Raw genomic sequence first — 25,499 nt, 5'->3', positions numbered from 1 at the left:
CCGACGCACGAGATGCCGTCCCCGCGTCGCCGCGCGACAATCGGGACGACGAGTGGGAGGAGTGACCGTGGGCGTACGCACCTGGATCGACTCCTGGCCGGTCTATCGCCAGCTCACCGGGACGGATCCGCTGGGCCGGGGTGCCGCCGCGAAGAGCGGGGCCAGTGAACGGCTCACGCCCCGGGTGGCCTCGGCCGACCGGGTGGTGAAGTCCGTCTGCCCGTACTGCGCGGTGGGCTGCGGCCAGAACGTGTACGTCCAGGACGAGAAGGTCACCCAGATCGAGGGCGACCCCGACTCCCCCGTCTCCCGCGGCCGGCTGTGCCCCAAGGGCTCGGCGAGCCTCCAGCTGACGACCGGCGACGCCCGCGAGCACCAGGTGCTCTACCGGCGCCCGCACGGAACCGGATGGGAGCGCCTCGACCTCGACACCGCGATGGACATGATCGCCGACCGGGTGATCGCGGCCCGCCGGGCGGGCTGGGAGTGGGAGGTCGACAAGACCCGCACCCGGCGCACCATGGGCATCGCGAGCCTCGGCGGGGCCACGCTGGACAACGAGGAGAACTACCTCATCAAGAAGTTGTTCACGGCGCTCGGCGCGATCCAGATCGAGAACCAGGCGCGCGTTTGACACTCCTCCACCGTTCCCGGTCTGGGAACCTCGTTCGGACGCGGCGGCGCGACCACCTTCCAGCAGGACCTCCAGAACGCGGACTGCATCGTCATCGAGGGCTCGAACATGGCCGAGTGCCATCCGGTCGGGTTCCAGTGGGTGATGGAGGCCAAGGCGCGGGGCGCGAAGGTGATCCATGTCGACCCGCGGTTCACCCGCACCAGCGCGCTCGCCGATCTGCATGTGCCGCTGCGCGCGGGCTCGGACATCGCCTTCCTCGGCGCGATCGTCAACTACGTGCTGGAGAAGGAGAAGTACTTCCGCGACTACATCGTGGCGTACACCAACGCGCCGACGATCCTGCGCGAGGACTTCTGTGACACCGAGGACCTGTCGGGCGTCTTCTCCGGCCTGAACAGCGAGACCCGCTCCTACGACAACGCCAGCTGGCAGTACGAGGGTACGGAGACGCAGGCGGCCTCCGGGGAGCGCGACCAGGAGTACGACGAGCGCACCGGGGGCGGCAGTTCGGTGACCGAGGCGGCGCGTGGTGAGGCGCACGGCGCGGGCGGCGCGGTGATCGGCGAGGGCGAGCCGGAGCGGGACGAGACGCTGACGCATCCGCGCTGTGTCTTCCAGGTGCTCAAGCGGCACTTCGCCCGCTACACACCGGAGATGGTGGAGCAGGTGTGCGGGGTGCCGCCGGAGCTGTTCTTGCAGGTGTGCGAGCTGGTCACGGAGAACTCCGGGCGGGAGCGTACGACGGCCTTCGCCTACGCGGTGGGCTGGACCCAGCACACGGTGGGCGTGCAGTACATCCGCACCGCCTGCATCCTCCAGTTGCTCCTCGGCAACATCGGCCGGCCGGGCGGCGGCATCCTCGCGCTGCGCGGGCACGCCTCCATCCAGGGCTCGACGGACATCCCGACCCTGTTCAACCTGCTGCCGGGCTACATCCCGATGCCGCACGCGCACCAGAACCAGGATCTGGCCGCGTTCGTGGCGGCGGAGGCGGCGCCCAAGGGCTACTGGGGCAACATGCGCGCGTACCTGGTGAGCCTGCTCAAGGCGTACTGGGGCGACCACGCGACCGAGGAGAACGACTTCTGCTTCGACTACCTGCCGCGGCTGACCGGTTCGCACTCGACGTACGAGACGACGATGGCCCAGCTGGAGGGCACCTGCAAGGGCTACTTCCTGATGGGCGAGAACCCCGCGGTGGGCAACGCCAACACCAAGCTGATGCGGCTCGGCATGGCCAACCTGGACTGGCTGGTGGTGCGCGACTTCTCGCTGATCGAGTCGGCGACCTGGTGGAGGGACGGCCCGGAGATCGAGACCGGGGAGCTGCGCACGGAGGACATCCGTACCGAGGTGTTCTTCCTGCCGGCCGCCGCGCACACCGAGAAGGACGGCAGTTTCACCAACACCCAGCGGCTGCTGCAATGGCACCACCAGGCGGTCGAGCCGCCCGGCGAGGCGCGCAGCGACCTGTGGTTCGCCTTCCATCTGGGGCGGATCATCCGGGAGAAGCTCGCCGGGTCGGCCGACGAGATGGACCGCCCGGTGCTGGACCTCGCCTGGGACTATCCGACGAAGGGCCCGCTGGTCGAGCCGGACGCCGAGGCGGTGCTCGCCGAGATCAACGGCCATGACGCGGCGGGCCAACCGCTCTCCTCGTACGAGCAGTTGAAGCCCGACGGCTCGACCAGCTGCGGGTGCTGGATCTACTGCGGGGTGCGCGCCGACGGCGTCAACCAGGCCGCGCGCCGCAAGCCCGGCGGGCAGCAGGACTGGGTGGCCGCCGAGTGGGCTTGGGCGTGGCCCGCCAACCGCCGGGTGCTGTACAACCGTGCCTCCGCCGACCCCGAGGGCAGGCCGTGGAGCGAGCGCAAGGCGCTGGTGTGGTGGGACGCGGACAAGGGTGAGTGGTCCGGGCACGACGTCCCCGACTTCTCGAAGGACAAGGCGCCGGGGTACGAACCGGACCAGGACGCCAGCGGGCCGGCGGCGCTGTCCGGCCGGGACCCGTTCATCATGCAGGCCGACGGCAAGGCGTGGCTGTATGTGCCGTCCGGGCTCACGGACGGCCCGCTGCCCGTGCACTACGAGCCGCAGGACTCGCCGTTCCCCAATCTGCTCCACGACCAGCAGCGCAATCCCGTACGGCAGTTGCTGCCCACGCTGCCCGACAACCGCTACCAGCCGAGCGGTGACGAGCACGGCTCCGAGGTCTTCCCGTACGTGGCGACCACGTACCGGCTCACCGAGCACCACACCGCGGGCGGCATGTCCCGCTGGCAGCCCTATCTGGCCGAGCTCCAGCCGGAGTTCTTCTGCGAGGTCTCCCCGGAGCTGGCGGCCGAGCGGGGTCTGGAGCACACCGGCTGGGCGACGATCGTCAGCGCCCGCGCGGTGATCGAGGCGCGGGTGCTGGTCACCGACCGGATTGCCCCGCTGACCGTGCACGGCCGCCGGCTGCACCAGGTGGGTCTGCCCTATCACTGGGGCCCCAACGGCTACACCACCGGCGACGCGGCCAACGAGCTGCTGCATCTGTCCCTGGATCCCAACACCCATATCCAGGAGGCCAAGGCGATCGCGGTGGACATCCGGCCGGGGCGCCGGCCGCGGGGACCCGCGGCCGCGGAGCTGGTGCGGGCCTACCGGGCGCGGGCGGGCATCGACGCGCACACGGGTACCGAGCCGTAAGTCCCTTGTGCGGGTGGGTCATTCGAGCACGATGGTGTGGGCGCCGTCGTACGGCACCAGCTCCCCCACCACCGGCGCGCCGGGCACCTCTCCGGCGACCAGCAGTCCGCCGGAGGTCTGGGCGTCGGCCAGCAGCAGCCGGGTGTCGGCGTCGGTGGTGCCGAACCCGGTCCAGGGGGCGACCCATTCGAGGTTGCGCCGGGTGCCGCCGCTGACGAAGCCGTCCCGTACGGCCTCGCGGGCGCCGTCCAGGTAGGGCACGGCCGCGGTGTCGAGCACGGCGGTCACCCCGGAGGCCTTGGCCAGCTTGTGCAGATGGCCGAGGAGGCCGAAGCCGGTGACATCGGTGGCACAGGTCGCCCCGGCGGCGAGCGCGGCCTCGGCCGCGTCCCGGTTGAGGGCGGTCATGGTGGCGACGGCCTGGGCGAAGCGTTCGCCGGTGACCTTGTGCCGGTTGTTGAGCACGCCGAGGCCGAGCGGCTTGGTCAGGGACAGCGGGAGCCCCGGGCGGCCGGTGTCGTTGCGCAGCAGCCGCTCGGGGTCGGCGATGCCGGTGACGGCCATGCCGTACTTGGGTTCCGGGTCCTCCACGCTGTGGCCGCCGCCGATATGGCAACCCGCCTCGGTGGCGATGTCCAGACCGCCGCGCAGCACCTCACGGGCCAGCTCGAAGGGGAGCCGGTCGCGCGGCCAGGCCAGCAGATTGACGGCGAGCACCGGACGGCCGCCCATGGCGTACACGTCGGACAGCGCGTTGGCGGCGGCGATGCGCCCCCAGTCGTAGGGGTCGTCCACCACCGGGGTGAAGAAGTCGGCCGTGCACACCACGGCCGTGCCGGGCCGGCCGGGCAGGGTGACGACGGCCGCGTCGTCGCCGGTGGCGAGGCCGACCAGCAGCGGGGTGTCGCCCCCGGTGAGCTGGGGCACGGTCAGCCCGCTGACCACCTCCTCCAGCTCACCGGGCGGGATCTTGCAGGCGCAGCCGCCGCCGTGGGCGAACTGCGTGAGTCGGACGGTCGCTTGGCGGGTCGGTGTCATCGCGGTCTCCTCGGGCACTAGCCTGGCGAGCGGTGGAGGCGTGTGGGTGCCTGGTGGCCCTCCCGGTCTTCAAAACCGAGGTGCCCGAGGATCTCGGGCAGGCGGGTTCGATTCCCGTCCGCCTCCGCTCCCCGGTCCACCGCGGCAGCGTCTGCGCTGGTCGTCGACGCGTTCCGTGTGCCCCTGTGCGTCCAGGAACTCCAGCAGCGGTACGGCAACCCGGCGGGTGGTGTCCAGGGCGCGCCGGGCCTCGCTGAGGGTGAAGGGCTGGGGCAGGGCGCGCAGTACGGCGGCGGCCTCGGTGTCGGCGCCGGGCAGCAGCACGATTCCGTCGGCGATCCGCAGCAGCGCCCCGGCACTGACGGCGGCGGCCAACGTCCGGTGGTCCAGGCCCAGTTCTGCGAGCCGGCCGGCCTCGGGCGCGCGGAACGGCGTCCGGTCCAGGTCCCGGCGTACGGCGTCCACGGCCGGGGGGAGGGCGGGGCGGGAGTTGTCCGCCGTGAACAGCCTGCCCTGGTCGGCGCGGAGTCGGGGGGATGTCCCGGCCAGCGCGTCGACGAGGGCGCGGTCGGGCAGGGCGAGCAGGTGGCGGGCGGCCTCGGTGGGCAGGCCGGGGTCCAACGGGTGGGCGCGGGCGTGCCGTTCGACCTCGATGGTCAGCCGGTCGCGCAGTTCGGCCCAGTGCGCCGGGTCGGCCAGCCAGTCGCCGGTGACGGGTTCGGCGGGGGCCGGGACGCCCATCGCGGTGAGGTCGGCGCGGCGGATCAGTCCCCGGCGGCGGAGTTCGGCGGCCGGGTCCGGGTGGCCGGTCAGGGCGGCGAGTTCGGCGGCGCGGGCCCGGGCGGCGCCGCGCCGGGTCAGCCGGGGCGGCCGTACGTCGAGGACGGTGACGCCTCGGGGCGGCCTGCCGCCGCCGGGCGCGCGCAGCACCGCGCGGTCGCCGATCCGCAGGGGCAGCGGGCGGGCGAGGGTCAGCCGGGCGGTGTCGGTGCCGAGCGGGCGGACGGTGACGGGCACGGCGGCGGTCCCGAGGTGCAGGGTCACCTGGCGGGGCAGTTCGGCCACCGGCTCGCCGTCGATCCGCGCGTCGATCACCTCGGTGGCCCGCCAGCGGTCGGGGCTCAGCAGCACCTGCCCCCGGCGCAGTCGGGTGTCCCCCGGCCCGCGCACATTGACCGCGACACGGGCCACCCCGCTGACGGCCGCCCGGTCCTCGTGCAGGCTCTGGAGCCCGCGCACCCGCAGCACCGCCGAGCCGTCCCCGGTGGCCAGCCGGTCGCCGACGCGCAGGGTGCCCGCGCCGAGCGTGCCGGTCACCACGGTGCCATGACCGCGGACGGTGAACGCCCGGTCCAGCCACAGGCGTACGTCGACGTCCGGGTCGGGTGCGGGCAACTCCCCCGCCAGTCGGGCGAGTTCGGTGCGCAGTTCGTCGAGTCCCGTGCCGGTGACGGCGCTCACGGCGACCGATGCCACCTTGCCGAGGGAGGTGTCCGCCAGTCGTGCCATGGCGTCGGCGCGCACCGGTTCGGGGTCGGCGAGGTCGCTCCGGGTCACCGCGAGGACGGCGTGCCGCACGCCGAGCGCGTCGAGGACGGCGAGGTGCTCCGCCGACTGGGGCTGCCACCCCTGGTCGGCGGCGACCACGAACAGCACGGCGGGCACCGGCCCGACCCCGGCGAGCATGGTCGGCACGAACCGCTCGTGGCCGGGCACGTCCACGAAGGCGAGGTGGTCGCCGAGCGCGTCGAGCCGCGTCCACACGAAGCCGAGATCGAGGGTGAGACCCCGGCGGCGCTCCTCCGCGTACCGGTCGGGTTCCATCCCGGTGAGCGCCCGGACCAGGGCGGACTTGCCGTGGTCGACATGCCCGGCGGTGGCGAGGACCCGCATCAGGCCCGTTCCTCGCGGGCGGCCTGATCGTCGCTCGTGCGCACCGCGCGCACGGCGCCCGCGAGCCGTTCGTCGTCGGCCGGGGGCACGGAGCGCAGGTCCAGCAGACAGCGCCCGGCCTCCAGGCGTCCGACGACCGGCGTCCGACCGGTGCGCAGCGCGGCGGCGTACGGCTCGGGCAGGGAGAGCGCGGCACTGGGCAGTCCGATCCCGGGTGCCCCTCCCCCGCCGACCGTGGCGGTGCTGCCGACGGCGCGGGCGTCGATCCCGTGGGCGCCCAGTTCGGCGGCGAGCCGGTCGGCGCGGGCCCTGAGGGCGACCGGGTCGGCGGTCAGGGCGTGGGCGGTGGGGGTGGGCGGTCCGGTGAGGGTGGCCTCCAGGGCGGCCAGGGTCAGCTTGTCGACGCGCAGGGCGCGGGCCAGCGGATGCCGGGCGAGGGCGCGCACCAGGTCGCCGTCGCCGAGCAGCAGTCCGCACTGGGGTCCGCCGAGCAGCTTGTCGCCGCTCGCGGTGACCAGGGCGGCGCCCGCGCGCAGCTGGGTCTCGGCGTCGGGTTCCTCGGGCAGGCCCGGGTGCGGGGCGAGCAGTCCGGAGCCGATGTCCACGACGACCGGGACGCCCAGCGAGGCGAGTTCCCCGGCCTGGGCCGCGCGGGTGAAGCCGGTGACGCGGAAGTTGGACGGGTGCACCTTGAGCACGAACCCGGTCTCCGGGCCGATCACCGCGGCGTAGTCGGCGGCGGTCGTACGGTTCGTGGTGCCCACCTCGCGCAGCCGCGCGCCGGTGGAGACGAGCAGGTCGGGCAGCCGGAAGCCGTCGCCGATCTCCACCATCTCGCCCCGGCTGACGACGATCTCCTTGCCGGCCGCGAGCGCGGTGGCGGCGAGGACGAGGGCGGCGGCGCCGTTGTTGACGACATGGGCGTCCCCGGCGGCCGGCACCCGGGCCCGCAGCGCGGCGAGGGCGGAGCGGCCGCGGCGGGCCCGGGCGCCGGTGACCAGGTCGAGTTCCACGTCGGTGGGTCCCGCGGCCTCGGTCACGGCCCGCCGGGCGGCGTCCGACAGCGGGGCGCGGCCGAGGTTGGTGTGGAGCAGCACCCCGGTGGCGTTGAGCACCGGGCGCAGTCCGCTCGCGGTGTCGGGCAGCAGGCCGAGGATCGTGTCCGGCACGTCTTCGGGCGCGAGCTCCCCGTCCCTGGCCCGCTGCTGCGCCTCCCGTACGGCCCCCTTGACGACCGCGGCTCCGAGCCGGCCCGTGGCCTCGGCCAATCGGGGGTCGCGCAGGAGGTCGTCGGTACGAGGGACACGGCGGCGGGGGTCGGGGGTGCCGGGATCACGGTCGGCGGGCGGCGTCGTACCCGCCGTACCGGTCGCGCGCGCCGTGCCGGCCGTATCGTCCGCCGGGGCCGCCTCATGCCCCGCACCGGCGGCGCCGTCCTCCGTGTCCGCGGCCCGCGCGGTCACCCGCTGTTCCATTCCGCCCCCGCCGCCCTTTCCTCCGGTCCGGTCCGCGCCGCCCCTGGCGGGGCCCGTCCATCGTCTCCCAGTGCCCCGGGGCGGCCGTCCGACACGCCGGGAGGGACGTTGCGGTGGCCGGGGTGGGGGTACTCGGCGCCGTATGAACGCACGTGATGACCAGCGTCAGAGCCGACAGGAACAGCGGGACGCGAACCGTCGCAACGAGGCGGAGCGCCGTCACGCCGCAGAGTCGTCCGGCAACTCGCCGACGCCCACACCCACGCCCCGCGACATCGCCGAACGCAGCTCCCGGAGCAGGGACTCCGCGGAACGGAGCGGCGACCAGGAACCGCATCGGCCGCACTGAGGAGACCGCCGAAAACACCGAGCAACGGACCGGCGGCGGCACGCCTCACGGGGCCGGCGGGGAACGGCCCCCGGTGTCGTCGCCGTCCCCCGTCCCGTCGGCGTCGGCGTCCGTCTGCGGCCAGGGCAGCGGAACATCGCCGGCGGTCAGGTGTTCGAGGACCTGCGCCAGTTCCTGGCAGGCCCGCTCCACCGAGCGGCGGGTGTTGCGCTGCTCGGTGATCAGAGCGGACATCAGAAGCGCGATCAGCGCGATCGTCCCGTTGAACGCCTGGAGCTTGGCCATGATCTCGACCGGGCTCAGCCCCTCGAACGCGCCGCTGCCGTCCGTGGCGGCGATGGTGGCCATCACGGACGTGAACAGCGCGCACAGCACGGCGCCCGCGAGCTGGAAGCGCAGGGCGGCCCAGATGATCAGCGGATAGACCAGGAAGAGCAGGCTGATCGAGCTGTAGGTGGCCAGCGGGACGAGCACACAGGCGATGACGGTGAGCGCGGTCGCCTCCCGCCATCGGCCCAGGGGCAGCGGCCGGCGCAGCCCGCTCAGCATCAGCAGCAGCGGGGTGACGAGCAGGACGCCCATCGCGTCGCCGACCCACCAGGCGAGCCACACCGGCCAGAAGGAGTCCGCGGCCAGCTTGTCCGTGAGCACGAGCATTCCCACGCCGACGGTCGCGCTGATCGTCATGGCGGCCAGCGCGCCGAGGAACACCAGGGCGAGGCCGTCCCGGAACCGGCTGAGATCGGGGCGGAAGCGCGCCCAGTGCAGCAGGATCGCCGCGCAGACGGGGGCGGCGGTGTTGCCGAAGAGGATGCCGACCAGATCGGGGCCGGGCGGTGAGATGGTCAGGATGAGGACGAGGGCGCCGAGGGCGATGCCGGGCCAGCAGCCGATGCCGAAGATCAGCAGGGCGGCGACGGAGACGCCGGTCGGCGGGTAGATCGGGGTGAAGACGGCGTCCCCCACGGTCAGCTCGCGCAGCAGGCCGAGACGGGCGGAGCCGTAGTAGAGGGCCGCGACGGCCAGCACCTGGACGACATAGCCGCCCGGCCGGCGCGATTCCGCGTTACCCACCACAGCAGCCATCTCACACCGCCCGGCGCGGCTCGGCGAGGCGAGAGCGGCCGGGGTCCGGCCCTCTGGCTGAAATGAGGGACGCTACGGCCGTGCGGGCCCGTCGAGGCCGACGACGAGTACGGCGGCGTCGTCCTCGTGTCCGACGCTCTCCGCGCCCTTGATCACGGCGGCGGCCAGGGCGTGGCTCTCCAGACCCGCGACGGCGGCGATGCCCGCGAGCCGTGTCACCTGCTCCAGGCCGTCCTCCACGGCCAGCGAGGGCCCCTCCACCACGCCGTCGGTGAGCAGCACGAACAGCCCGCCGGTGGTCAGCCGGTGCCGGGTCACCGGGTAGTCGATGCCCCGCTGGATGCCGAGCGGCGGTCCGCCCTCGTCGTCGACGACGCCGGACTTGCCGTCCGCCGTGGCCCAGACGAAGGGGATGTGGCCGGCGCGGGCGCTCTCCATCGCGCCGGTCGCCGGGTCGAGGCGTATGAAGGTGCAGGTGGCGAAGAGTTCGCTGCCGAGGGAGAGAAGCAGGTCATTGGTGCGGGCGAGCAGTTCGCCGGGCTCGCCGGTGGCGAAGGCGAGGGCGCGCAGTCCGGCGCGGACCTGGCCCATGAAGGCGGCGGCCTCGATGTTGTGCCCCTGTACGTCCCCGATGGCCAGGCCGATCCGGCCGTCGGGCAGCGGAAAGGCGTCGTACCAGTCGCCGCCCACGTTCAGCCCGTAGCAGGCGGGCGCGTAGCGGACCGCCAGATGCAGTCCGGGGGCGGTGGGCAGGTCCCGGGGCAGCATGCCGCGTTGCAGGGCGATGGCCAGCTCGACCTGGGTGCGCTGGAGTTCCGCGCGCTCGCGCGCCTGCGCGGTGAGCGAACCGAGTCTGGCCAGCAGCTCGTCGCCGTCGTCGGTGGAGCGCTTGCGGGGCATCGGTTCACTTCCGGCGGAGGGTGCCCTCGGAGACGGCCGCCTTGAAGGAGCACGGCTGCCTGAATCATTGGCAAACGCCTAGATTTTACCTAAATTGACCGAACTCGGCGCGGCCCGCCGGGCGGGCCGCGCCGCAAGTGTCCGCGTCGGTTCAGCCCGCGTCGGAGTCGATCCCGGTGATCACGGCGGGCCCCAGCGGCGCGCTGCGTTCGTCCAGGCCGGCGCCGCGCAGCGCGGAGTCGGCGAGCCTGCGGGCCGCCTCCTCGGCGTGCGGGCCGGTGTCGGCCTCGACGGTCAGACGCAGGGTGAATGTGTTGTCGTCGTTGACGTTGAGCACATCCAGGTCCTCGCTGCTGCCCATCCGGGTGCCGTGCGGGTCCACGGGGCGCAGCGCCCGGGTCAGCCGGGTCCGGGTGTCCGCGCCGACCCCGGCGGTGAAGGTGCCGGGGACGCTGATCAAGTAGGTCGTCATGACGGTCCTTTCCTCGGGCGTCCCCTCGACTACCCCGTTTCCCGGCCTTCGCACGGGGTGCCCCGGGTGATCGGCTTCTTACGGACTCCTCACCGGGGTCGCGCGCTCACAGCGGGGAGTGGGCCACCGCCGTGACGTAGGCGCCGAAGAACAGGGACACCAGGGTGAGCGCGCCGTACACGAGGACCGCCTGGCCGGGCCGTACCCGCCAGGTCCGGGCGAGGGCGCGGGCCATGGGGATGAGCAGGGGGAAGGCCGGGAGCAGGAAGCGGGGCTTGGAGGAGAAGGATCCCGAGCCGCCGAGCACGAGCAGGATCAGCACCCCGGAGAAGACGACCAGCACCAGCGGGGGGCGATCCAGGCACAGCAGCGCGAACAGCAGCACTCCGGTGGCCACGACCAGCAGCGCGACCGTGTAGACGACGCCACCACCGTGCAGCAGCAGTGCCTTGACGAAGCGGGCGGCGCCGACGCCGAAGTCGAAGCGGGAGTCCCAGGCGCTCTGCACCTTGAAGTAGCCGCCGAACAGATTGCCGACCTGGGTGCCGACCCACAGCACATAGCCGAGGAAGCCCAGCGGGGCGAGGACGGCGCCGGCCCACAGCCGCCAGGAGACCCGGCCGCGCCCGCGCCACGCCTCGTACCCGGCCGCGAGGGCGACGGCTCCTGCCACCGCGAAGCCGCTGGGCCGGGCGAGGCCCGCGAACGCGGCCAGCGACCCGGCCCACAGCCAGCGGCCCTTGAGCACGCAGTACAGGGCCCAGATGGCGAGTGCGGCGAACAGCGACTCGGTGTAGGCGATGGTCAGCTCGACGGCGTGCGGCAGGACCGCCCACAGGCCGACCAGCGCGGTGGCCACACCCCGGCCGTACAGCAGATGTCCGATGACGTAGACGCCGTACGCGGCCACGCCCGCCGCGAGCCAGGCGATGAGCAGCGCGGCCTGGCCCGGGGTGAGCGGCAGCACCGTGGTGAGCGCTCGGATGAGCGCCGGATAGAGGGGGAAGAACGCCCAGTCGGTCTGTACGGCGCCCTGCGGGGTGATCCACATCTTGTGGCCGTAGCCCTGGGCGGCGATGTGCAGGTACCAGCGGGAGTCCCAGGAGTGGGCGAGGGTCCGGACGAGCGGGTGTCCGCGCAGGGCGTTGGTCAGGATCACCGCGAGTATCCCGGCGAGCCGGACGCCCGCGAACAACGCGAGGGCCGGCAGCGCCCCTTCGGGGATCCCGCGGCGGACGATCCGGGGCAGATCGAAGCGGCCTGCGGTGCGGGACGGGGCGGCCGGTTCGGGCCGGGGAACGGAGGAGGTGCTCACGCTGTCGACCTTGGGCACGCCGGGTAAGACGTGCAATCCACGACTCGGGTTTCTTACGTACTTCCACCCTGAATCAGGAATTGGTCAAGAAATGGGTGTAAGTCCCTTACGGTCCCCTGCTCAACAGGTCGAACCCCTCTTCGAGCACTCCCTCCAGGCACCCCCCTGCGGACCCCTGAAAGGACCCACGTAGGGTGTGGTTATCATATGAGCGCTGCCTAGCTCGAAAGATGGACCGGACCTGTGACTGTCAACGACGACTCGTTCACCAACTGGAAGAACCGCGAGGAGATCGCGGAGTCCATGATCCCGCTCATCGGGAAGCTGCACCGCGAGCGGGACGTGACCGTCCTGCTGCACAGCCGCTCCCTGGTGAACAAGTCGGTGGTCAGCATCCTCAAGACGCACCGCTTCGCCCGGCAGATCGCCGGCCAGGAGCTGTCCGTCACCGAGACGATGCCCTTCCTGAAGGCCCTCACCGCCCTGGACCTCGGCCCCTCCCAGATCGACCTGGGCATGCTCGCCACCCGCTACCAGGCCGACGAACGCGGCCTCAGCATCGAGGAGTTCACCGCCGAGGCGGTCGCCGGCGCCACCGGCGCCAACAAGATCGACCGGCGTGAGCCGCGCGATGTCGTGCTGTACGGCTTCGGCCGCATCGGCCGCCTCGTGGCCCGCCTGCTGATCGAGAAGGCCGGCTCCGGCAACGGTCTGCGCCTGCGGGCCATCGTGGTGCGCGGCGGCGGCGCCCAGGACATCGTCAAGCGCGCCTCGCTGCTGCGGCGCGACTCGATCCACGGCCAGTTCCAGGGCACCATCACGGTGGACGAGGAGAACAGCACGATCATCGCCAACGGCAACGCCGTCAAGGTGATCTACGCCGACGACCCGTCCCAGGTGGACTACACCGAGTACGGCATCCGCGACGCCATCCTCATCGACAACACCGGCAAGTGGCGTGACCGCGCGGGCCTTTCCGAGCACCTGCGCCCCGGTATCGAGAAGGTCGTACTGACCGCGCCGGGCAAGGGCGACGTCCCGAACATCGTGCACGGCGTCAACCACGACACCATCAAGCCGGACGAGCAGATCCTGTCCTGCGCCTCCTGCACCACCAACGCGATCGTCCCGCCGCTGAAGGCCATGGACGACGAGTACGGCGTGCTGCGCGGCCATGTGGAGACCGTCCACTCGTTCACCAACGACCAGAACCTGCTGGACAATTACCACAAGGCCGAGCGCCGCGGCCGGTCCGCGCCGCTGAACATGGTGATCACCGAGACCGGTGCCGCCTCGGCCGTGGCGAAGGCGCTGCCCGACCTCAAGGCGCCGATCTCCGGCAGCTCGATCCGCGTCCCGGTGCCGGACGTCTCGATCGCGATCCTCAACCTCCAGCTGGCCCGTGAGACCACCCGCGAGGAGGTCCACGACTACCTGCGCGACGTCTCGCTGACCTCGCCGCTCAAGCGCCAGATCGACTTCACCACGGCGCCCGACGCGGTCTCCAGCGACTTCATCGGCTCGCGCCACGCCTCGATCGTGGACGCCGGCGCGCTGAAGGTCGACGGCGACAACGCGATCCTCTACCTCTGGTACGACAACGAGTTCGGCTACTCGTGCCAGGTCGTCCGGGTCGTGCAGTACGTGTCGGGCGTGGAGTACCCGACGTACCCGGCGACGGCGGTCTGACGCCCCAGCCCCCAGCCCCTGGCGCCCTCACGGCCGCCGACCGGAGCCTCCGGTCGGCGGCCGTTCGCGTTTTCGAGGGGCTCACATGAGCCTTCACTACTTAGCGGTTTGCCTAAAGCCTTTAGGAAGCTGCATAATCCTTATCGGCAAGAGGGAGGAAGCTGATGGTGCGTGCGGGACTGACCACCGAGCGGCTGGTCCGCGCGGGCGCGGAGCTGGCCGACGAGGTGGGCTTTGAGCAGGTGACGGTGTCGGCGCTGGCCCGGCGGTTCGACGTCAAGGTCGCGAGCCTGTACTCGCACCTGAAGAACTCCCAGGACCTCAAGACGCGGATCGCGCTGCTCGCCCTCGCCGAGCTGGCCGACCGCGCCGCCGAGGCGCTCGCCGGACGCTCCGGCAAGGACGCGCTCGGCGCCTTCGCGGACGTCTACCGCGACTACGCCCTCGCCCACCCCGGCCGCTACACGGCGGCCCGGTACCCGCTGGACCCCGGGACCGCCGCCGCGAGCGCGGGCCCCCGGCACGCCCAGCTGACCCGGGCGATCCTGCGCGGCTACGACCTGCCCGAACCCGACCAGACCCATGCCGTGCGCCTCCTGGGCAGCGTCTTCCACGGCTACGTCAGTCTGGAGACGGCAGGCGGCTTCGCGCACAGCGCCCCCGACTCCCAGGAGTCCTGGACGCGGATCGTGGACGCCCTGGACTCCCTGCTGCGCAACTGGCCCACCCGCTGAGCCGGCGTCCGCGTACGAACGCCGAGCCGACGTCTCCATACGAAACACAGGCCGACATCATGCACACCACCGCGCTCACCGCCGACCTCATCCGCGGCGCCCTCGATCTCGAACGCACCGAGCGGGGACTGCTGCCGCACCGGCTGCCCGCCCGGGCCCGCGCCCAGTGCGCCGACCCGCAGCTCGCCCTGGCCGAGTCCCAGCCCGCCGGGGTACGGCTGGTGTTCCGCACCCGGGCCACCACCGTCGAGCTGGACACCCTGCCGACCAAGCGGGTCTACACCGGCGTACCGCCACGCCCCGACGGGGTGTACGACCTGCTGGTGGACGGACGCCCGGCGGGCAGCGCGACCGCGGCCGGGGGCGACGTCCTCACCATCGACATGGCCACCGGGAGCACGGAGTTCACGCCGGGGCCGGTCGCCACCGTACGGTTCAGCGGGCTGCCGGACACGGCCAAGGACGTGGAGATCTGGCTGCCGCACAACGAGCGGACCGAGCTGGTCGCGCTGCGCACCGACGCCCCGGTGACGGCCGCACCGGACCGGGGCCGCAAGGTGTGGCTGCACCACGGCAGTTCCATCAGCCACGGCTCCGACGCCGCGAGCCCCACCACCACCTGGCCGGCACTGGCCGCCGCGCTCGGCGGGGTCGAGCTGATCAATCTGGGCCTCGGCGGCAGCGCGCTGCTCGACCCGTTCACCGCCCGCGCGCTGCGGGACACCCCGGCCGATCTGATCAGTCTCAAGCTCGGCATCAACCTCGTGAACGGCGATCTGATGCGGCTGCGCGCCTTCGGGCCCGCGGTGCACGGCTTTTTGGACACCGTCCGCGAGGGGCATCCGGACACTCCGCTGCTCGTCGTCTCCCCGGTGCTGTGCCCGATGCACGAGGACACGCCGGGGCCCACCGCCTGGGACCTCACCGCGCTCGCCGAGGGCCGGCTCGCCTTCCGGGCCTCCGGAGACCCCGCGGAGACGGCGGCGGGCAAGCTCACGCTGGGCGTCGTCCGGGCGGAGCTGGCGCGGATCGTGCGCGAGCGGTCGGCCGAGGACGACCAGCTCTTCCACCTCGACGGCCGCGAGCTGTACGGCGAGGCCGACTTCGCGGAACTTCCGCTGCCGGACGGTCTCCACCCGGATGCCGCCGCGCATCGCAGGATCGGCGAGCGGTTCGCGGCGGTGGCCTTCGGCGGGGGCGGCGCGTTCTCGTCCCGGCGCTGACGGGGTGTGCGCCGTTGAGCCGCGGTGCGTGAACGCCTGCGGCTCCGTCGTCGCTGATCGCGCAGTTCCCCGCGCCCCCAGGGAGGAACTACCGGGCCGTCCCCTGCGAAGTTCCGTCGACTGCGGTCCCTCGACACCTGCGGGCACATCGTCGCCGATCGCGCAGTTCCCCGCGCCCCCAGGGGGCCGAAGCAGCGCCCGTGGGGGTGATGGGAGGATGGTGGCATGGTGACGGAGCGGCCGTGGGCGGGGGTGCACGGGGACCTGTTGGCGGTGAAGGCGTCGGTGTACGAGCCGGGTGGTTTCGTCTGTTCGCCGCCGGTGCCGGAGCCGGAGAGCGCCGAGTACGCGGCGTGCGCGTTCACCGTCGATGGCCGCTCGGTCCGGTTCCGGGTGGGCAAGACCACGCCGACGAAGGTCGGCCAGTTCGTCACCGTGTGGCAGCGGTCCGGAGAGGGGCCGATCCGGCCCTTCGACGCCGACGACGGAGTGGACCTCTTCGTCATCAGCAGCCGTGACGACGACGGCTTTGGACAGTTCGTGTTCCCGCGCGAGGTGTTGTGCGAGCGCGACATCGTCTCCCGCGACGGCTCCGGCGGGAAGCGCGGATTCCGCGTCTACCCGCCATGGGTGACCACGACCAGCCGGCAGGCCCGCAGCACCCAGGCATGGCAGGTGGACTACTTCTTCGACCTCGGCCGGGACGGGCTCGCCGACCTGACGCTCGCCCGCGCCCTCTACCACCCCTAGGTACCCGCCGGGCCGTCGGCCGCGAACTTCCGCGCGGGTCAGACGAGATGGGCGAAGACCACCAGGTTGTCGGTGTAGTCCTTGACCGTGTGGTCGTAGTCCCCCGCGCAGGTGATGAGCCGCACCTCGGGGCGGGGCGCGTCGGCGTACACGCGGTCGCTCGGGAAGTCGTCCTTCGCGAAGGTCTCGGCGCTGTCGACCACGAAGTTCGCGGTCCGTCCGTCGGCGCGTTCCACGGAGAACCGGTCACCGGTGTCCAGTTGGTCGAGGTTGACGAAGACGGCCGCGGAGACCTTGGTGTCCACGTGCCCGGCGATGATGGCGGTGCCCTTCTCACCGGGCGCCGCCCCCTTGGCGTACCAGCCGACGAGATTGGTGTCCGCCGCGGGCGGCGGCTGGAGCGCTCCCGCGGGGCCCAGGCTCAGCTGGGTGAAGGGGGCGTCGACGCCGATCTTCGGGATGACCAGCCGGGTCGGCTCCGACCGGGGCAGCCCGGCGCCCACCGGCGACCGCCCGGTGGAGCTGGCCCCGGAGGCCGGAGTCGCCCGCGGCGCCGGGAACGATCCGTGATGCCCCCCGAACATGCTGACGGCGAGGAAGAGGATCGCCACCCCCCAGAGCACCAGCCGCCCGCCACGAGCGGCACCTGACGCGTCCGGCTCCGGTTCGGGGGGCTGCGCGGAGGACGGATCCGCTGCCATCGGACATCACCTCACTGGGACACGGCGGTACGGGGATGGGTGTCGGCGGCGGGGGTTCCGCCCGCCCCGCGAGGGGCACGCGCCGCCGGCGCTGTCAGCGCGCCGGCGGCATCCGTGGCCCCGGTCAGGACGCCGGCTGCGCGGCCTTCTTGCGGCGCAGCGCGTACAGGCCGGCCGCGCCCACGCCGAGGACCGCGAGGCCGCCCGTGGTGACACCGGGGTCGGCGAGCGCGCCGCCACCGGTGTGCATGCCGCCGCGCGGCTTGCCGCCACCGCTGTCCGAGCCGCCGCCCCAGTCGCTGCCGCTGTCGTCGCCGCCCTTGCCGCGACCGCCGCCACCGCTGTCGTCGTCGCCGCCCTTGCTACGACCGCCGCCACCGCTGTCGTCGTCACCGCCCTTGCCCCGGCCGCCGCTGCCGCCGCCCTCGTCGCTGCCGCCCCTGCCCCCGCCGTCCTCCTTGTAGGACTCGGGGTCGAACCGGATGTCGCCGCTGCTGTCGGTGCGCAGCACGGTGGCGAGCGCTCCGCCACCCGTGTGCATTCCGCCGCGGGGCCGGTCGTGTCCGCGGTCGTTGTCGCCTCCGCTGCCGTTGTCTTGGTCCCGGTCGGAGCCCTTGTCGCGGTCACCGCCGGAGTCACTGCTGTGCGAGGAGTCCCCACGGCCCGAGTCGTGCCCGGCCGGGACCGCGAACGCGGCGCCGGGCGTGGCGAAGGCCAGGGCGGCCGCGGCGGCTGCCGTGGCCAGGAGGGTACGGGCAGAACGCATCGTGTAGTCCTTCCGCCGTGACCGGGCAGCGGACGCCTCATCAGCTGGATGGACCCGGTCTCGACATGAACCACCGTCAGTGAGGCCCCCGGCTCCCACCATCCGAGCCGTCCAGCCGTGTCAACGGCCCACCCGTCTGCCCCAGTGCGCCCGGCTCCGGGCCCCTCGTACGGTCCAATCCGGACCGCCGCCGGACTCCGCCGCATCCCGCCGGGGAGAAGTTCGTCACCCGCCCTTGTTATGACAGTGGTCATAGCGCAGTCTTGTGCCGGACGAGACGACGGGACACGGCCGGAGTCGGCCGGGGCGGTGGGAGGCGGCAGTGGCGGACGGGATGGCGCGGGCCCTGTGGGAGCGCTACGAACCGGTGCACGACCTCGTGTACTTCGCACCGCAGGCGCACCGCGCCGCGGAGGCGCTCGGGCTGCGCGGCTACTGGATGGGCTACTTCGCGCTGCGGGCCGCCCCGCTCGGGCCGGTCTCCCCCGCCGTCGTGACGAGCGGCTTCTACGTCTTCCACCCCGCCCGGGTGGCCAGGGCGCTGCCGGACGCCTGGGAGTACGCGGCTCCCGCGCGGGTCCTCGCGGCCCGCGAGGAGGCCATGGACGCGGCGCTGACCGGGCTGTACGGACCGGAGGTCACCGGCTCCGCCGAGTTCACCGAGGCCGCCGATCTCGCCTGGGAGGCCGCGGCGGCGGCGGACACCACGGGCCGGGTGCTGGCCGCCGCCAACCAGGCGCTGGAGCGTCCGTCGCGGCCCACGGCCCGGCTGTGGCAGGCAGTGACGACCCTGCGCGAGCACCGGGGCGACGGGCATGTCGCGGTGCTGGTGGGCCAGGGGCTCGGGCCGGTCGAGGCCATGGTGCTCAAGGCGGCCGCCGGCGAGTCGGACGCGGGGTTCCTGCGGGAGACCCGCAAGTGGGAGCCGGGCGACTGGACGGCGGCCGGGGCCCGGCTGCGGGAGCGCGGACTGCTGGCCGAGGACGGCTCGCTCACCGATTCCGGGGTGGCGGCGCGCGCGGAGGTCGAGGCGCGGACCGACGCGGCGGCCGAGAGCCCCTGGCGCGCCCTCGGCCCGGACCGCTCCGCCCGGCTGGCCGCGCTGCTGGATCCGCTGGCCCGCGCGGTGGAGGACTCGGATCTGCTGCCGCCCGGCAACCCGGTGGGCCTGCCGCCGCGTTCCACCCCGGTCGGCGACTGACGATGCGGCGGGTACCTCGTGTGGCCACTTCGCGCACTCACGCCGCCCGCGCGGTGCCAACCCGCGCGGGAGGCTCCGCCGAACGGCCGAAAAGCATCGTATAAACGGTCGAAGTAGCCTCTCCTGAGCTGGTGTTGTCCGCCGTACTCTGAAGCCGTGGTCACGCGAGACGAGGATCCTGGACGGGCGGCGGCCCGGCTCACCGGGCGCCGCCCGGTCGATGCGGCGCGGGGGATGTCCGGGTCTCCCGTGGAGGTGCTGCTGGACGACGGCACCCCGGTGATGGTCAAGCGCGCCGACGCCCCCGGGGCGGTCCGCGCGGAGGTGGCCGGGCTGGGCTGGCTGGCCGCGGCGGGCGCCGTACGGGTGCCGGCGGTGCTCGGGCACGACGAGCGCTGGATGGTCACCGAGCGGGTGGCGACCGGGGATCCCGACGCGAAGGCCGCGTTCCGTTTCGGTCAGGCCCTGGCGGCCCTGCACGCGTCCGGCGCGCCCCGCTTCGGGTCGGCGCCGCCCGGCGGGCCGCGGGAGGCGTACATCGGCCTCGCGCCCATGCGCAACGCCGAGGGCACCGACTGGTCCGGCTGGTACGCCGAGCACCGGGTGCTGCCGTATGTGCGCGGCGCGGTCGAGCGCGGGACGCTGCGGCCGGGCGAGGCGGCGGTGTTCGAGCGGGTCTGCGCGCGGCTGCCGGAACTGGCGGGGCCCGCGGAACCGCCCGCGCGGCTGCACGGCGACCTGTGGAACGGCAATGTGCTGTGGGGCGCCGACGGCGAGGTGCGGCTCATCGACCCGGCCGCGCACGGCGGGCACCGGGAGACCGATCTGGCGATGCTTCAGCTGTTCGGCTGTCCCCATCTCGACCGCGTCCTCGCGGGGTACCGGGAGTCGGCGCCGCTCGCCGCCGGCTGGCGCGAACGCGTCGGCGTCCACCAGCTCTTCCCGCTCCTCGTACACGCGGTGCTGTTCGGACGCGGATACGCGGAGCAGGCACTGTCCGTGGCGCGCGGGGCACTCGCTGTGTGAGCGGGGAGTCCGACGCCGCGGCGGAACGTACCCGTCCGCGCCATGGTCACGCAGCGTAAGGAAACCAATCACCCGTTCGAATCGTATAAGGACGTGAAAGCCGAACCAGGGAGAGACCATGCAACCGTTCACGCTCAACTACGCGCGCCCGGCTGTGCAGTTGGAAGTAACCGTTCCGTATGCGTACGACTCCGGAATGCAGTTGAACGTCCTCCCGGACGGGCGGATCGCCGCGACGGACCACGCGACTCTGCGCGCGCTGGGGACCACGACCTCGACCGCCGGTTCCAAGACGCACTTCGACGACTGAGCCACGGACCCACAGACGATGACCGTGCTCATCCTGACGAGTGAAGAAGACGTGACGGCGGACATGGTGGTCCTCCGCCTCCGCGAGGCCCAGGTGCCCGTCGTCCGGCTCGACCCCGCCGATCTGACCGACGGGGTCGCACTGTCGGGCGAGTACGCGCACGGCGCCTGCCACGGGCAACTGTCCGTCGGCGGGCGCCTGGTGGACCTGGACGGCCTGCGCTCCATCTGGGTGCGCAGGCCCGGCGTGGCGGCCGCGCGCGCCGCCCAGCCGTCCGCCTGGCTGACCGAGGAGTCCGCGCAGGCGCTGTACGGCATGCTCCGCGGTACCGGCGCACGCTGGATGAACCATCCGGACGCCGCCCGCCGCGCCCGGTACAAGCCCTGGCAGCTGGGCCACGCCCAGCGCAGCGGGCTGACCGTGCCGGCCACCCTGATCACCACCTTCCCGCAGGCGGCGCGGGAGTTCGCGCGGCGCCACCCGGACCTGGTGGTCAAGCCGGTCTCCGGGGCGCATCCGCAGGAGCCGCCGCGGGCGGTGCCGACCAGCAGGGTCGCGCCGGACGCGGACTTCACGGCGGTGGCCTTCGGGCCGACACTGCTCCAGCAACGCGTGGTGAAGCAGGCCGACATCCGGCTCACCGCCGTCGGCGACACCCTGCTGGCGGCCCGCAAGCCGGTGGATCCGGACGCCCATCCCGACGACGTGGACGTCCGGTTCGCGCCGTCCGTGTCGCCGTGGCTGCCGGTGGCGGTGCCCGCGTGGGTCACCGAGGGGGTCCTGCGCTATCTGCGGGGGGCCGAACTGGCGTACGGTGCCTTCGACTTCGCGGAGGACGCGGACGGTGTCTGGTGGTTCCTTGAGTGCAACCAGTCCGGCCAGTTCGGCTTCGTGGAGATGGACACCGGGCAGCCGATCGCCGCCACCATCGCCGAATGGCTCGCGGCGGACGGGCTTTCGGCGGACGGCTGTACGAACACGGCAACCGGCGCGGGCTGTTGAGGACGCCGGGACCCGCTCGGAGAGAGGAACGTCACATGCGTATCGGACTGCTGGGAACGGGACCCTGGGCCCGGGCGGTCTACGCCCCCGCCCTCGCCGGGCACCCCGGCCTGGAGTTCGCCGGGGTGTGGGGCCGCCGCCCCGAGGCCGCCGCCGAACTCGCGCAGCGGTACGACGGCACGCCGTACGCCGATGTGGACGCGCTGCTGGCCGATGTGGACGCGGTCGCCGTCGCCCTGCCGCCGGCCGTGCAGGCCCCGTTGGCGGTGCGGGCGGCGCGGGCCGGGCGGCATCTGCTCCTCGACAAGCCGCTCGCGCTGTCGGTCGCCGACGCGCGTGCGGTGGCCGAGGAGGCGGAGCGGGCCGGGGTGGCGTCGGTGGTGTTCTTCACCGCGCGTTTCCAGAAGGAGCCGCAGGCGTGGATCGAGGATCAGGCCGCGCTCACGGGCTGGTTCACGGCGCGGGCGCAGTGGCTGGGGGCGGTGTTCACGACCGACAGCCCCTTCGCGGCCTCTCCATGGCGCCAGGAGAAGGGCCCGCTGTGGGACCTGGGCCCGCACGCGCTGTCCGTGCTGATGCCGATCCTCGGTGATGTCACCCGGGTGGTGACGGCGGCCCGCGGCCCGGGAGACACCGTGCACCTGATCCTCGACCACGCCGCCGGGGCCTCCAGCACGGTCACCCTCAGCCAGACGGTTCCGCCGGCGGCCGCGGGCACCGAGTACGAACTGCGCGGCGCGTCCGGCGTCACCGTCATGCCGGCCGCCTCCGAGGACGCCGCCGTCGCCCTCACCCGAGCCGCCGACGCCCTCCTGGCCTGCGCCGAGTCCGGCCGCCCGCACCCCTGCGACGCGTCCTTCGGACTCCGGGTCACGGAGATCCTGGCGGCGGCGGAGGCGCGGCTGTCGGCGGACACGGAGTGACGCCGGACGCCGTGGTCCGCACTCCGCTCGTGGTCGCCCCGTCCCGCGGTGCCGCCGCGAAGATCCAGCGGTTGGCGGCCAGGGCGTCGTTCGGCTCCGGGAGGGGACCGCGGCCATGGCGGCGGGTGAACTCGTAGGGGGTGCGGATCGTCACCGTCCAGCCCAGAGAGGCGAGTTCGGCGGCCGAGTCGGGGCGGGGCTCGCCGTCGAAGAGGGCGAGCAGGTCGATGCCGATACGCTGCCGGGTGGTGGTGTAGACGGGGCTGGAGCGCACCTGCGGGGACTCGACGAGGTCCTTGATCTCGTACGCAAGGGTGCTCTCCGCCGCGCTGAGCCGGTCGATCGTGGCCACGAGGCGCCGTTCGGCCGCCGCCGGCAGATACAGCAGCAGCCCCTCGGCCAGCCACGCCGTGGGCTCGGCCGGGTCGAAGCCCGCGGACAGCAGGACATCGGCCCAGTCGTGGCGCAGGTCGGCCGCGAGCGCCCGGCGCTCGGCCGCGGGGGTGGCCCGGAGCCGGTCGAGGACCGTCTGCTTGAAGGCCAGCACCTCCGCCGTGTCCACCTCGTACACCGCGCACCCCGGCGGCCAGTCCAGCCGGTACGCCCGGCAGTCCAGACCCGCGCCGAGGAGCACCACCTGGCGCACGCCCAGATGTGCCGAGCGCAGCAGATGGTCGTCCAGGACGCGGGTGCGCAGGGCGAAGTACCGGCCGAGCCTGCCCCACAGCGGATCGGCGTCCCCGTCGGGCACTTGAGCCGGGCGCACCGGCCAGCTCGCGGAGGCCGCCGCCGCGCGCACGAAGTGCTCGGCGAACGGGTCCCGGGCCAGCGCGTCGGGGCGATGCGTCTCGATCGCGCGGGCCGCGGCCACCAGCAGGGCGGTGCGGCCCACGCCCCGGGCCACCCCGGCGGTCAGGCCCCCGGCCGTATGCACGGCACCTCCTCGGGCCCGAGGGCCGGCGCGGTCCAGGCCGCCGGGTCGGACGCGGTGGTCGTCCGGGCGCCGTAGACCACGCGCATGAACCGCAGTACGTCGTCGTACGGCAGATGCAGGGCCGTGGTGCAGTCGGTCAGGACGGTCACATGGAAGCCCTTCTGGAACGCCGTACGGGCGGTGGTGTCCACGCACACGTCGGCGTACACCCCGGCGAGGACCAGGTGGCCGACACCGCGCGCGCGAAGGTGCTCCTCGAAGCCCTCGCCGAGGAAGGCGTCGAAGCGGGCGCGCTTGGTGAAGACGCGCTCGCCCGGGGCCGGGGCGACCCGGTGGAACTCGGCGCCCCAGGAGCCCTCCAGGCACTTCGGCCGCTTGCCGAGGGCGTGGTCCCGCGACCGCCAGGCGGCGCCCTGGTGTTCGGGGTCGCCGGTGAACCGTACGAAGACCACCTCCACCTCGCGCGCGCGGGCGGCGGCCACCGCCCGGACGGTGCCGGCGACGGCCGCGTCCAGGACGGTGGGGTCGCCGCCGAAGCGGGCCAGGGCGGTCGGGCCGGTGCAGAAGTCGTTCTGCACGTCCACGACGACCAGGGCCGTGCCCTCGCCCGTCGGGCCGGTCATGAGCCGCCGACCGGTGCGGCGTCCGCGGGTGTTCCGGCCCCGGGTGTGTCGAGGGCGTCGAGCAGGGCGTCCGCCACGGCGGTGGTGGAGTGCCGCCCGCCGAGGTCGGGGGTGGATACGCCCCGTTCCTCAAGAATCCGAAGTGCCTTCTCGACGGCCTCCACCGCGCCGGTGCGTCCGGCGTGCCCCTCGGCGATGCGCGCGGCCGCGCGGATGGTCGCCACCGGGTTGACGAGGCCCCGGCCCGCGATGTCGTCGGCGGAGCCGTGCACCGTCTGGTACTCGGTGAGTCCGGCGAGCGCGGGATCGAGGAAGACATTCTCGGTGCAACGATTCTCCTGCCGGTCGGAGCCGAACCGGTCGAGGAGCATGACATGCATGATGTCGGCCCATTCGTTCCCGGCGATCAGCAGCGTCCGGTCGGGCAGGCCGTGGGTGATGAGGTTGCGGTTGACGGTGTCCGGCTGGAACAGGCCGATCTCCACGCCGAGTTCCTCCGCGAGTTCGCTCACCCAGACGTCCAGCGCGCCGTCCAGGAGATGGAACTTGTACGCCATGACGATGCGGCCGATCCGCCCGTCCGGCCACTCCTTCCGGGCCCGGCGCAGGGCGTAGCGGACCACGCTCTTGGTGATCTCCCGGCCGAAGGTCATGGTGCGGGTGAGCTCGCCCGGCGTATGCGCGTTCTCCCCGGTGTAGAACCCCTGTGCCTGGTCGCGCACCAGCAGCAGGGAGTGGCCGTCGGCGCCGAGGAGGTCCACCTTGACGGCGCGCAGCCGCTCGCGGACGAGGTACAGGGACTGGGCGTTGACGGCCGTCCGGAAGATCGCCGTGGTGCCCCGTTCGGCGCGGGTACGGCAGAAGCGTTCGTAGTGGTCGGCGTCCGCGGCGGTCAGCTCGCGGATCCGGGCGATGTCGGACTCGCCGCGCAGCGAGTGGTAGGAGTGGTAGAGCCGCGGGGAGCGCTCGATCGTCACGGTGCCCGGATGCCCGGCGGTCAGCGCGCCGAGCACCCTCTCGAAGACGTCCGCGAGTTCGGGTCCGGTGCCCCGGCCCACGGCCAGCCCGATGACGGGGGCGCTGGGGTCGTGGGTCACTGGACGGTGCTCGTGGTGAGGTGGTCGCCGGGGATGCCGGACTTCTCGGGGCGGTAGTAGTCACGGATGCCGTCCGCCCAGGTGACCACGGGGACGCGGTCGCCGTGGACCGGCTCGAAGGCGTCGAACAGGGCCTCGATGTTGGGGCGTTGGAAACCGATGGCGGTCATCAGGGCGACGAAGTGGGGGCGTTCGACATAGCCGTCCCCGTCCGGGTCGCCCAGCGCGGCGAGGGCCTCGGCGAACTCGTTGACGGTGACGTCGAATCGCTGGGGGTCGAGCACGATGGCGTTGAACTCCTCGGGGCTCACCTGTCCGTCGCCGTCGGCGTCCAGTTCGGTGCGCAGAGTGTCCCAGTAGCCCTGGAAGGCCTTGAGCATCCGGTGCTTCGCGCCGTCCCCGGCCTCCGGCACGGCCTCGACCACCCGCCTGCCCATCAGCTCGAAGTCCCCGGGGTCCAGGACGCCGTTGCCATTGGCGTCGAACAGTGAGAAGACGAGTTCGACCCGGTTGTTCGCCTCGGTGGTGGCCATGCTGTTTCCCCTCCGGTCATACGGTGCTCACGAACCACCGCCGGTCCCCGTGGGCCCGGCGGCGGCTCCACTATCGGCTCGCCGACGGCGCGCGGTGAGAAAATGACGCCCAAGTGCCCCCGAACGAAGGA

Annotated in this window: 22 protein-coding genes, 1 tRNA gene and 1 pseudogene; 11 read left to right on the top strand and 13 right to left on the bottom strand. The window is 73.1% G+C overall.

Annotated elements, in window-relative coordinates; all coding sequences use genetic code 11:
- Positions 1-67 precede the first annotated feature (67 nt).
- Positions 68-3,328 carry a formate dehydrogenase gene (fdh, locus tag HEP81_RS35490; protein ID WP_154823804.1) on the top strand — a complete coding sequence of 1,087 codons (3,261 nt, stop codon included), beginning with the start codon at positions 68-70 and terminating at the stop codon, positions 3,326-3,328.
- Between the two features lie 18 nt (positions 3,329-3,346).
- Here the strand turns inward: fdh and selD are convergent, their stop codons facing one another.
- Positions 3,347-4,366, bottom strand: a complete 1,020-nt coding sequence (selD, locus tag HEP81_RS35485; protein ID WP_037660761.1) for a selenide, water dikinase SelD — start codon at positions 4,364-4,366, stop codon at positions 3,347-3,349.
- A 34-nt stretch (positions 4,367-4,400) separates the two neighbouring features.
- On the opposite strand from selD, the gene HEP81_RS35480 reads away from it, so the two are divergent.
- Positions 4,401-4,493, top strand: a tRNA-Sec gene (locus tag HEP81_RS35480).
- 83 nt (positions 4,494-4,576) lie between these two features.
- Here HEP81_RS35480 and HEP81_RS35475 read toward each other — a convergent pair.
- The 6 genes and pseudogenes from HEP81_RS35475 to HEP81_RS35450 form a co-directional block, all read right to left on the bottom strand.
- Positions 4,577-6,259 (bottom strand): annotated as a pseudogene (locus HEP81_RS35475) (GTP-binding protein); the annotation flags it as partial.
- Complete coding sequence (selA, locus tag HEP81_RS35470) at positions 6,259-7,722, bottom strand: L-seryl-tRNA(Sec) selenium transferase (RefSeq protein WP_398738745.1); 1,464 nt, start codon at positions 7,720-7,722, stop codon at positions 6,259-6,261. The gene selA and the pseudogene HEP81_RS35475, both read right to left, overlap by 1 nt.
- A 406-nt stretch (positions 7,723-8,128) precedes the next feature.
- Positions 8,129-9,169, bottom strand: a complete 1,041-nt coding sequence (locus HEP81_RS35465; RefSeq protein WP_182786430.1) for an MASE1 domain-containing protein — start codon at positions 9,167-9,169, stop codon at positions 8,129-8,131.
- Between the two features lie 72 nt (positions 9,170-9,241).
- Entirely contained in the window at positions 9,242-10,069 is an 828-nt protein-coding gene (locus tag HEP81_RS35460; RefSeq protein ID WP_037660755.1) for a PP2C family protein-serine/threonine phosphatase, read from the bottom strand.
- Positions 10,070-10,220: 151 nt separating this feature from the next.
- The gene (locus tag HEP81_RS35455; protein ID WP_037660752.1) at positions 10,221-10,541 is read right to left on the bottom strand and encodes a hypothetical protein; all 321 of its coding nucleotides are present in this window, start codon (positions 10,539-10,541) and stop codon (positions 10,221-10,223) included.
- Between the two features lie 106 nt (positions 10,542-10,647).
- Entirely contained in the window at positions 10,648-11,856 is a 1,209-nt protein-coding gene (locus HEP81_RS35450) for a hypothetical protein (RefSeq protein WP_243279690.1), read from the bottom strand.
- A gap of 243 nt (positions 11,857-12,099) precedes the next feature.
- Between HEP81_RS35450 and HEP81_RS35445 the strand changes: the two genes are divergently transcribed.
- The 4 genes from HEP81_RS35445 (at position 12,100) to HEP81_RS35430 (ending at position 16,252) form a co-directional block, all read left to right on the top strand.
- Complete coding sequence (locus tag HEP81_RS35445; protein ID WP_037660748.1) at positions 12,100-13,545, top strand: glyceraldehyde-3-phosphate dehydrogenase; 1,446 nt, start codon at positions 12,100-12,102, stop codon at positions 13,543-13,545.
- Positions 13,546-13,709: 164 nt separating this feature from the next.
- On the top strand, positions 13,710-14,279 hold the full coding sequence (locus HEP81_RS35440; protein WP_037660746.1) for a TetR/AcrR family transcriptional regulator: 570 nt from the start codon (positions 13,710-13,712) through the stop codon (positions 14,277-14,279).
- 59 nt (positions 14,280-14,338) lie between these two features.
- A complete protein-coding gene (locus HEP81_RS35435) occupies positions 14,339-15,502 on the top strand; it encodes a GDSL-type esterase/lipase family protein (protein WP_037660744.1) in 1,164 nt (387 codons plus the stop codon).
- 225 nt (positions 15,503-15,727) lie between these two features.
- A complete protein-coding gene (locus HEP81_RS35430) occupies positions 15,728-16,252 on the top strand; it encodes a MepB family protein (RefSeq protein WP_037660741.1) in 525 nt (174 codons plus the stop codon).
- A 38-nt stretch (positions 16,253-16,290) separates the two neighbouring features.
- Here the strand turns inward: HEP81_RS35430 and HEP81_RS35425 are convergent, their stop codons facing one another.
- Together HEP81_RS35425 and HEP81_RS35420 are read right to left on the bottom strand one after the other, a co-directional pair.
- Positions 16,291-16,953 (bottom strand): class F sortase, encoded by a 663-nt coding sequence (locus HEP81_RS35425; RefSeq protein ID WP_037660739.1) that lies wholly within the window; start codon positions 16,951-16,953, stop codon positions 16,291-16,293.
- 124 nt (positions 16,954-17,077) lie between these two features.
- Positions 17,078-17,719 (bottom strand): hypothetical protein, encoded by a 642-nt coding sequence (locus HEP81_RS35420; protein WP_037660736.1) that lies wholly within the window; start codon positions 17,717-17,719, stop codon positions 17,078-17,080.
- A 322-nt stretch (positions 17,720-18,041) separates the two neighbouring features.
- Between HEP81_RS35420 and HEP81_RS35415 the strand changes: the two genes are divergently transcribed.
- The 5 genes from HEP81_RS35415 (at position 18,042) to HEP81_RS35395 (ending at position 22,181) form a co-directional block, all read left to right on the top strand.
- Positions 18,042-18,920, top strand: a complete 879-nt coding sequence (locus tag HEP81_RS35415) for an SCO6745 family protein (protein WP_037660734.1) — start codon at positions 18,042-18,044, stop codon at positions 18,918-18,920.
- Between the two features lie 234 nt (positions 18,921-19,154).
- On the top strand, positions 19,155-19,946 hold the full coding sequence (locus HEP81_RS35410; protein ID WP_051850479.1) for a fructosamine kinase family protein: 792 nt from the start codon (positions 19,155-19,157) through the stop codon (positions 19,944-19,946).
- 118 nt (positions 19,947-20,064) lie between these two features.
- Positions 20,065-20,256, top strand: a complete 192-nt coding sequence (tgmA, locus tag HEP81_RS35405; RefSeq protein WP_037660729.1) for a putative ATP-grasp-modified RiPP — start codon at positions 20,065-20,067, stop codon at positions 20,254-20,256.
- Between the two features lie 18 nt (positions 20,257-20,274).
- Positions 20,275-21,258 (top strand): ATP-grasp ribosomal peptide maturase, encoded by a 984-nt coding sequence (gene tgmB / locus HEP81_RS35400; RefSeq protein WP_037660727.1) that lies wholly within the window; start codon positions 20,275-20,277, stop codon positions 21,256-21,258.
- 35 nt (positions 21,259-21,293) lie between these two features.
- A complete protein-coding gene (locus tag HEP81_RS35395; protein ID WP_037660723.1) occupies positions 21,294-22,181 on the top strand; it encodes a Gfo/Idh/MocA family protein in 888 nt (295 codons plus the stop codon).
- Here HEP81_RS35395 and HEP81_RS40940 read toward each other — a convergent pair.
- The 4 genes from HEP81_RS40940 to HEP81_RS35385 are packed head-to-tail and all read right to left on the bottom strand — an operon-like array spanning position 22,129 to position 25,368.
- On the bottom strand, positions 22,129-23,115 hold the full coding sequence (locus HEP81_RS40940; protein ID WP_243279689.1) for a class I SAM-dependent methyltransferase: 987 nt from the start codon (positions 23,113-23,115) through the stop codon (positions 22,129-22,131). The genes HEP81_RS35395 and HEP81_RS40940 overlap by 53 nt on opposite strands.
- The gene (locus HEP81_RS40935; RefSeq protein WP_037660721.1) at positions 23,094-23,738 is read right to left on the bottom strand and encodes a cysteine hydrolase family protein; all 645 of its coding nucleotides are present in this window, start codon (positions 23,736-23,738) and stop codon (positions 23,094-23,096) included. Before HEP81_RS40935 ends, HEP81_RS40940 begins: the two co-directional genes overlap by 22 nt.
- Positions 23,735-24,835 (bottom strand): isocitrate/isopropylmalate family dehydrogenase, encoded by a 1,101-nt coding sequence (locus HEP81_RS40930; RefSeq protein WP_037660719.1) that lies wholly within the window; start codon positions 24,833-24,835, stop codon positions 23,735-23,737. The genes HEP81_RS40935 and HEP81_RS40930 overlap by 4 nt, the downstream gene beginning before the upstream one ends.
- A complete protein-coding gene (locus tag HEP81_RS35385) occupies positions 24,832-25,368 on the bottom strand; it encodes an EF-hand domain-containing protein (RefSeq protein WP_037660717.1) in 537 nt (178 codons plus the stop codon). The genes HEP81_RS40930 and HEP81_RS35385 overlap by 4 nt, the downstream gene beginning before the upstream one ends.
- Between the last annotated feature and the right edge of the window lie 131 nt (positions 25,369-25,499).

Origin of the sequence: Streptomyces griseofuscus (assembly GCF_014673495.1) — a bacterium.
Classification (GTDB): Bacteria; Actinomycetota; Actinomycetes; order Streptomycetales; family Streptomycetaceae; genus Streptomyces; species Streptomyces murinus.
This window is presented reverse-complemented; position numbering and strand designations above follow the sequence as displayed.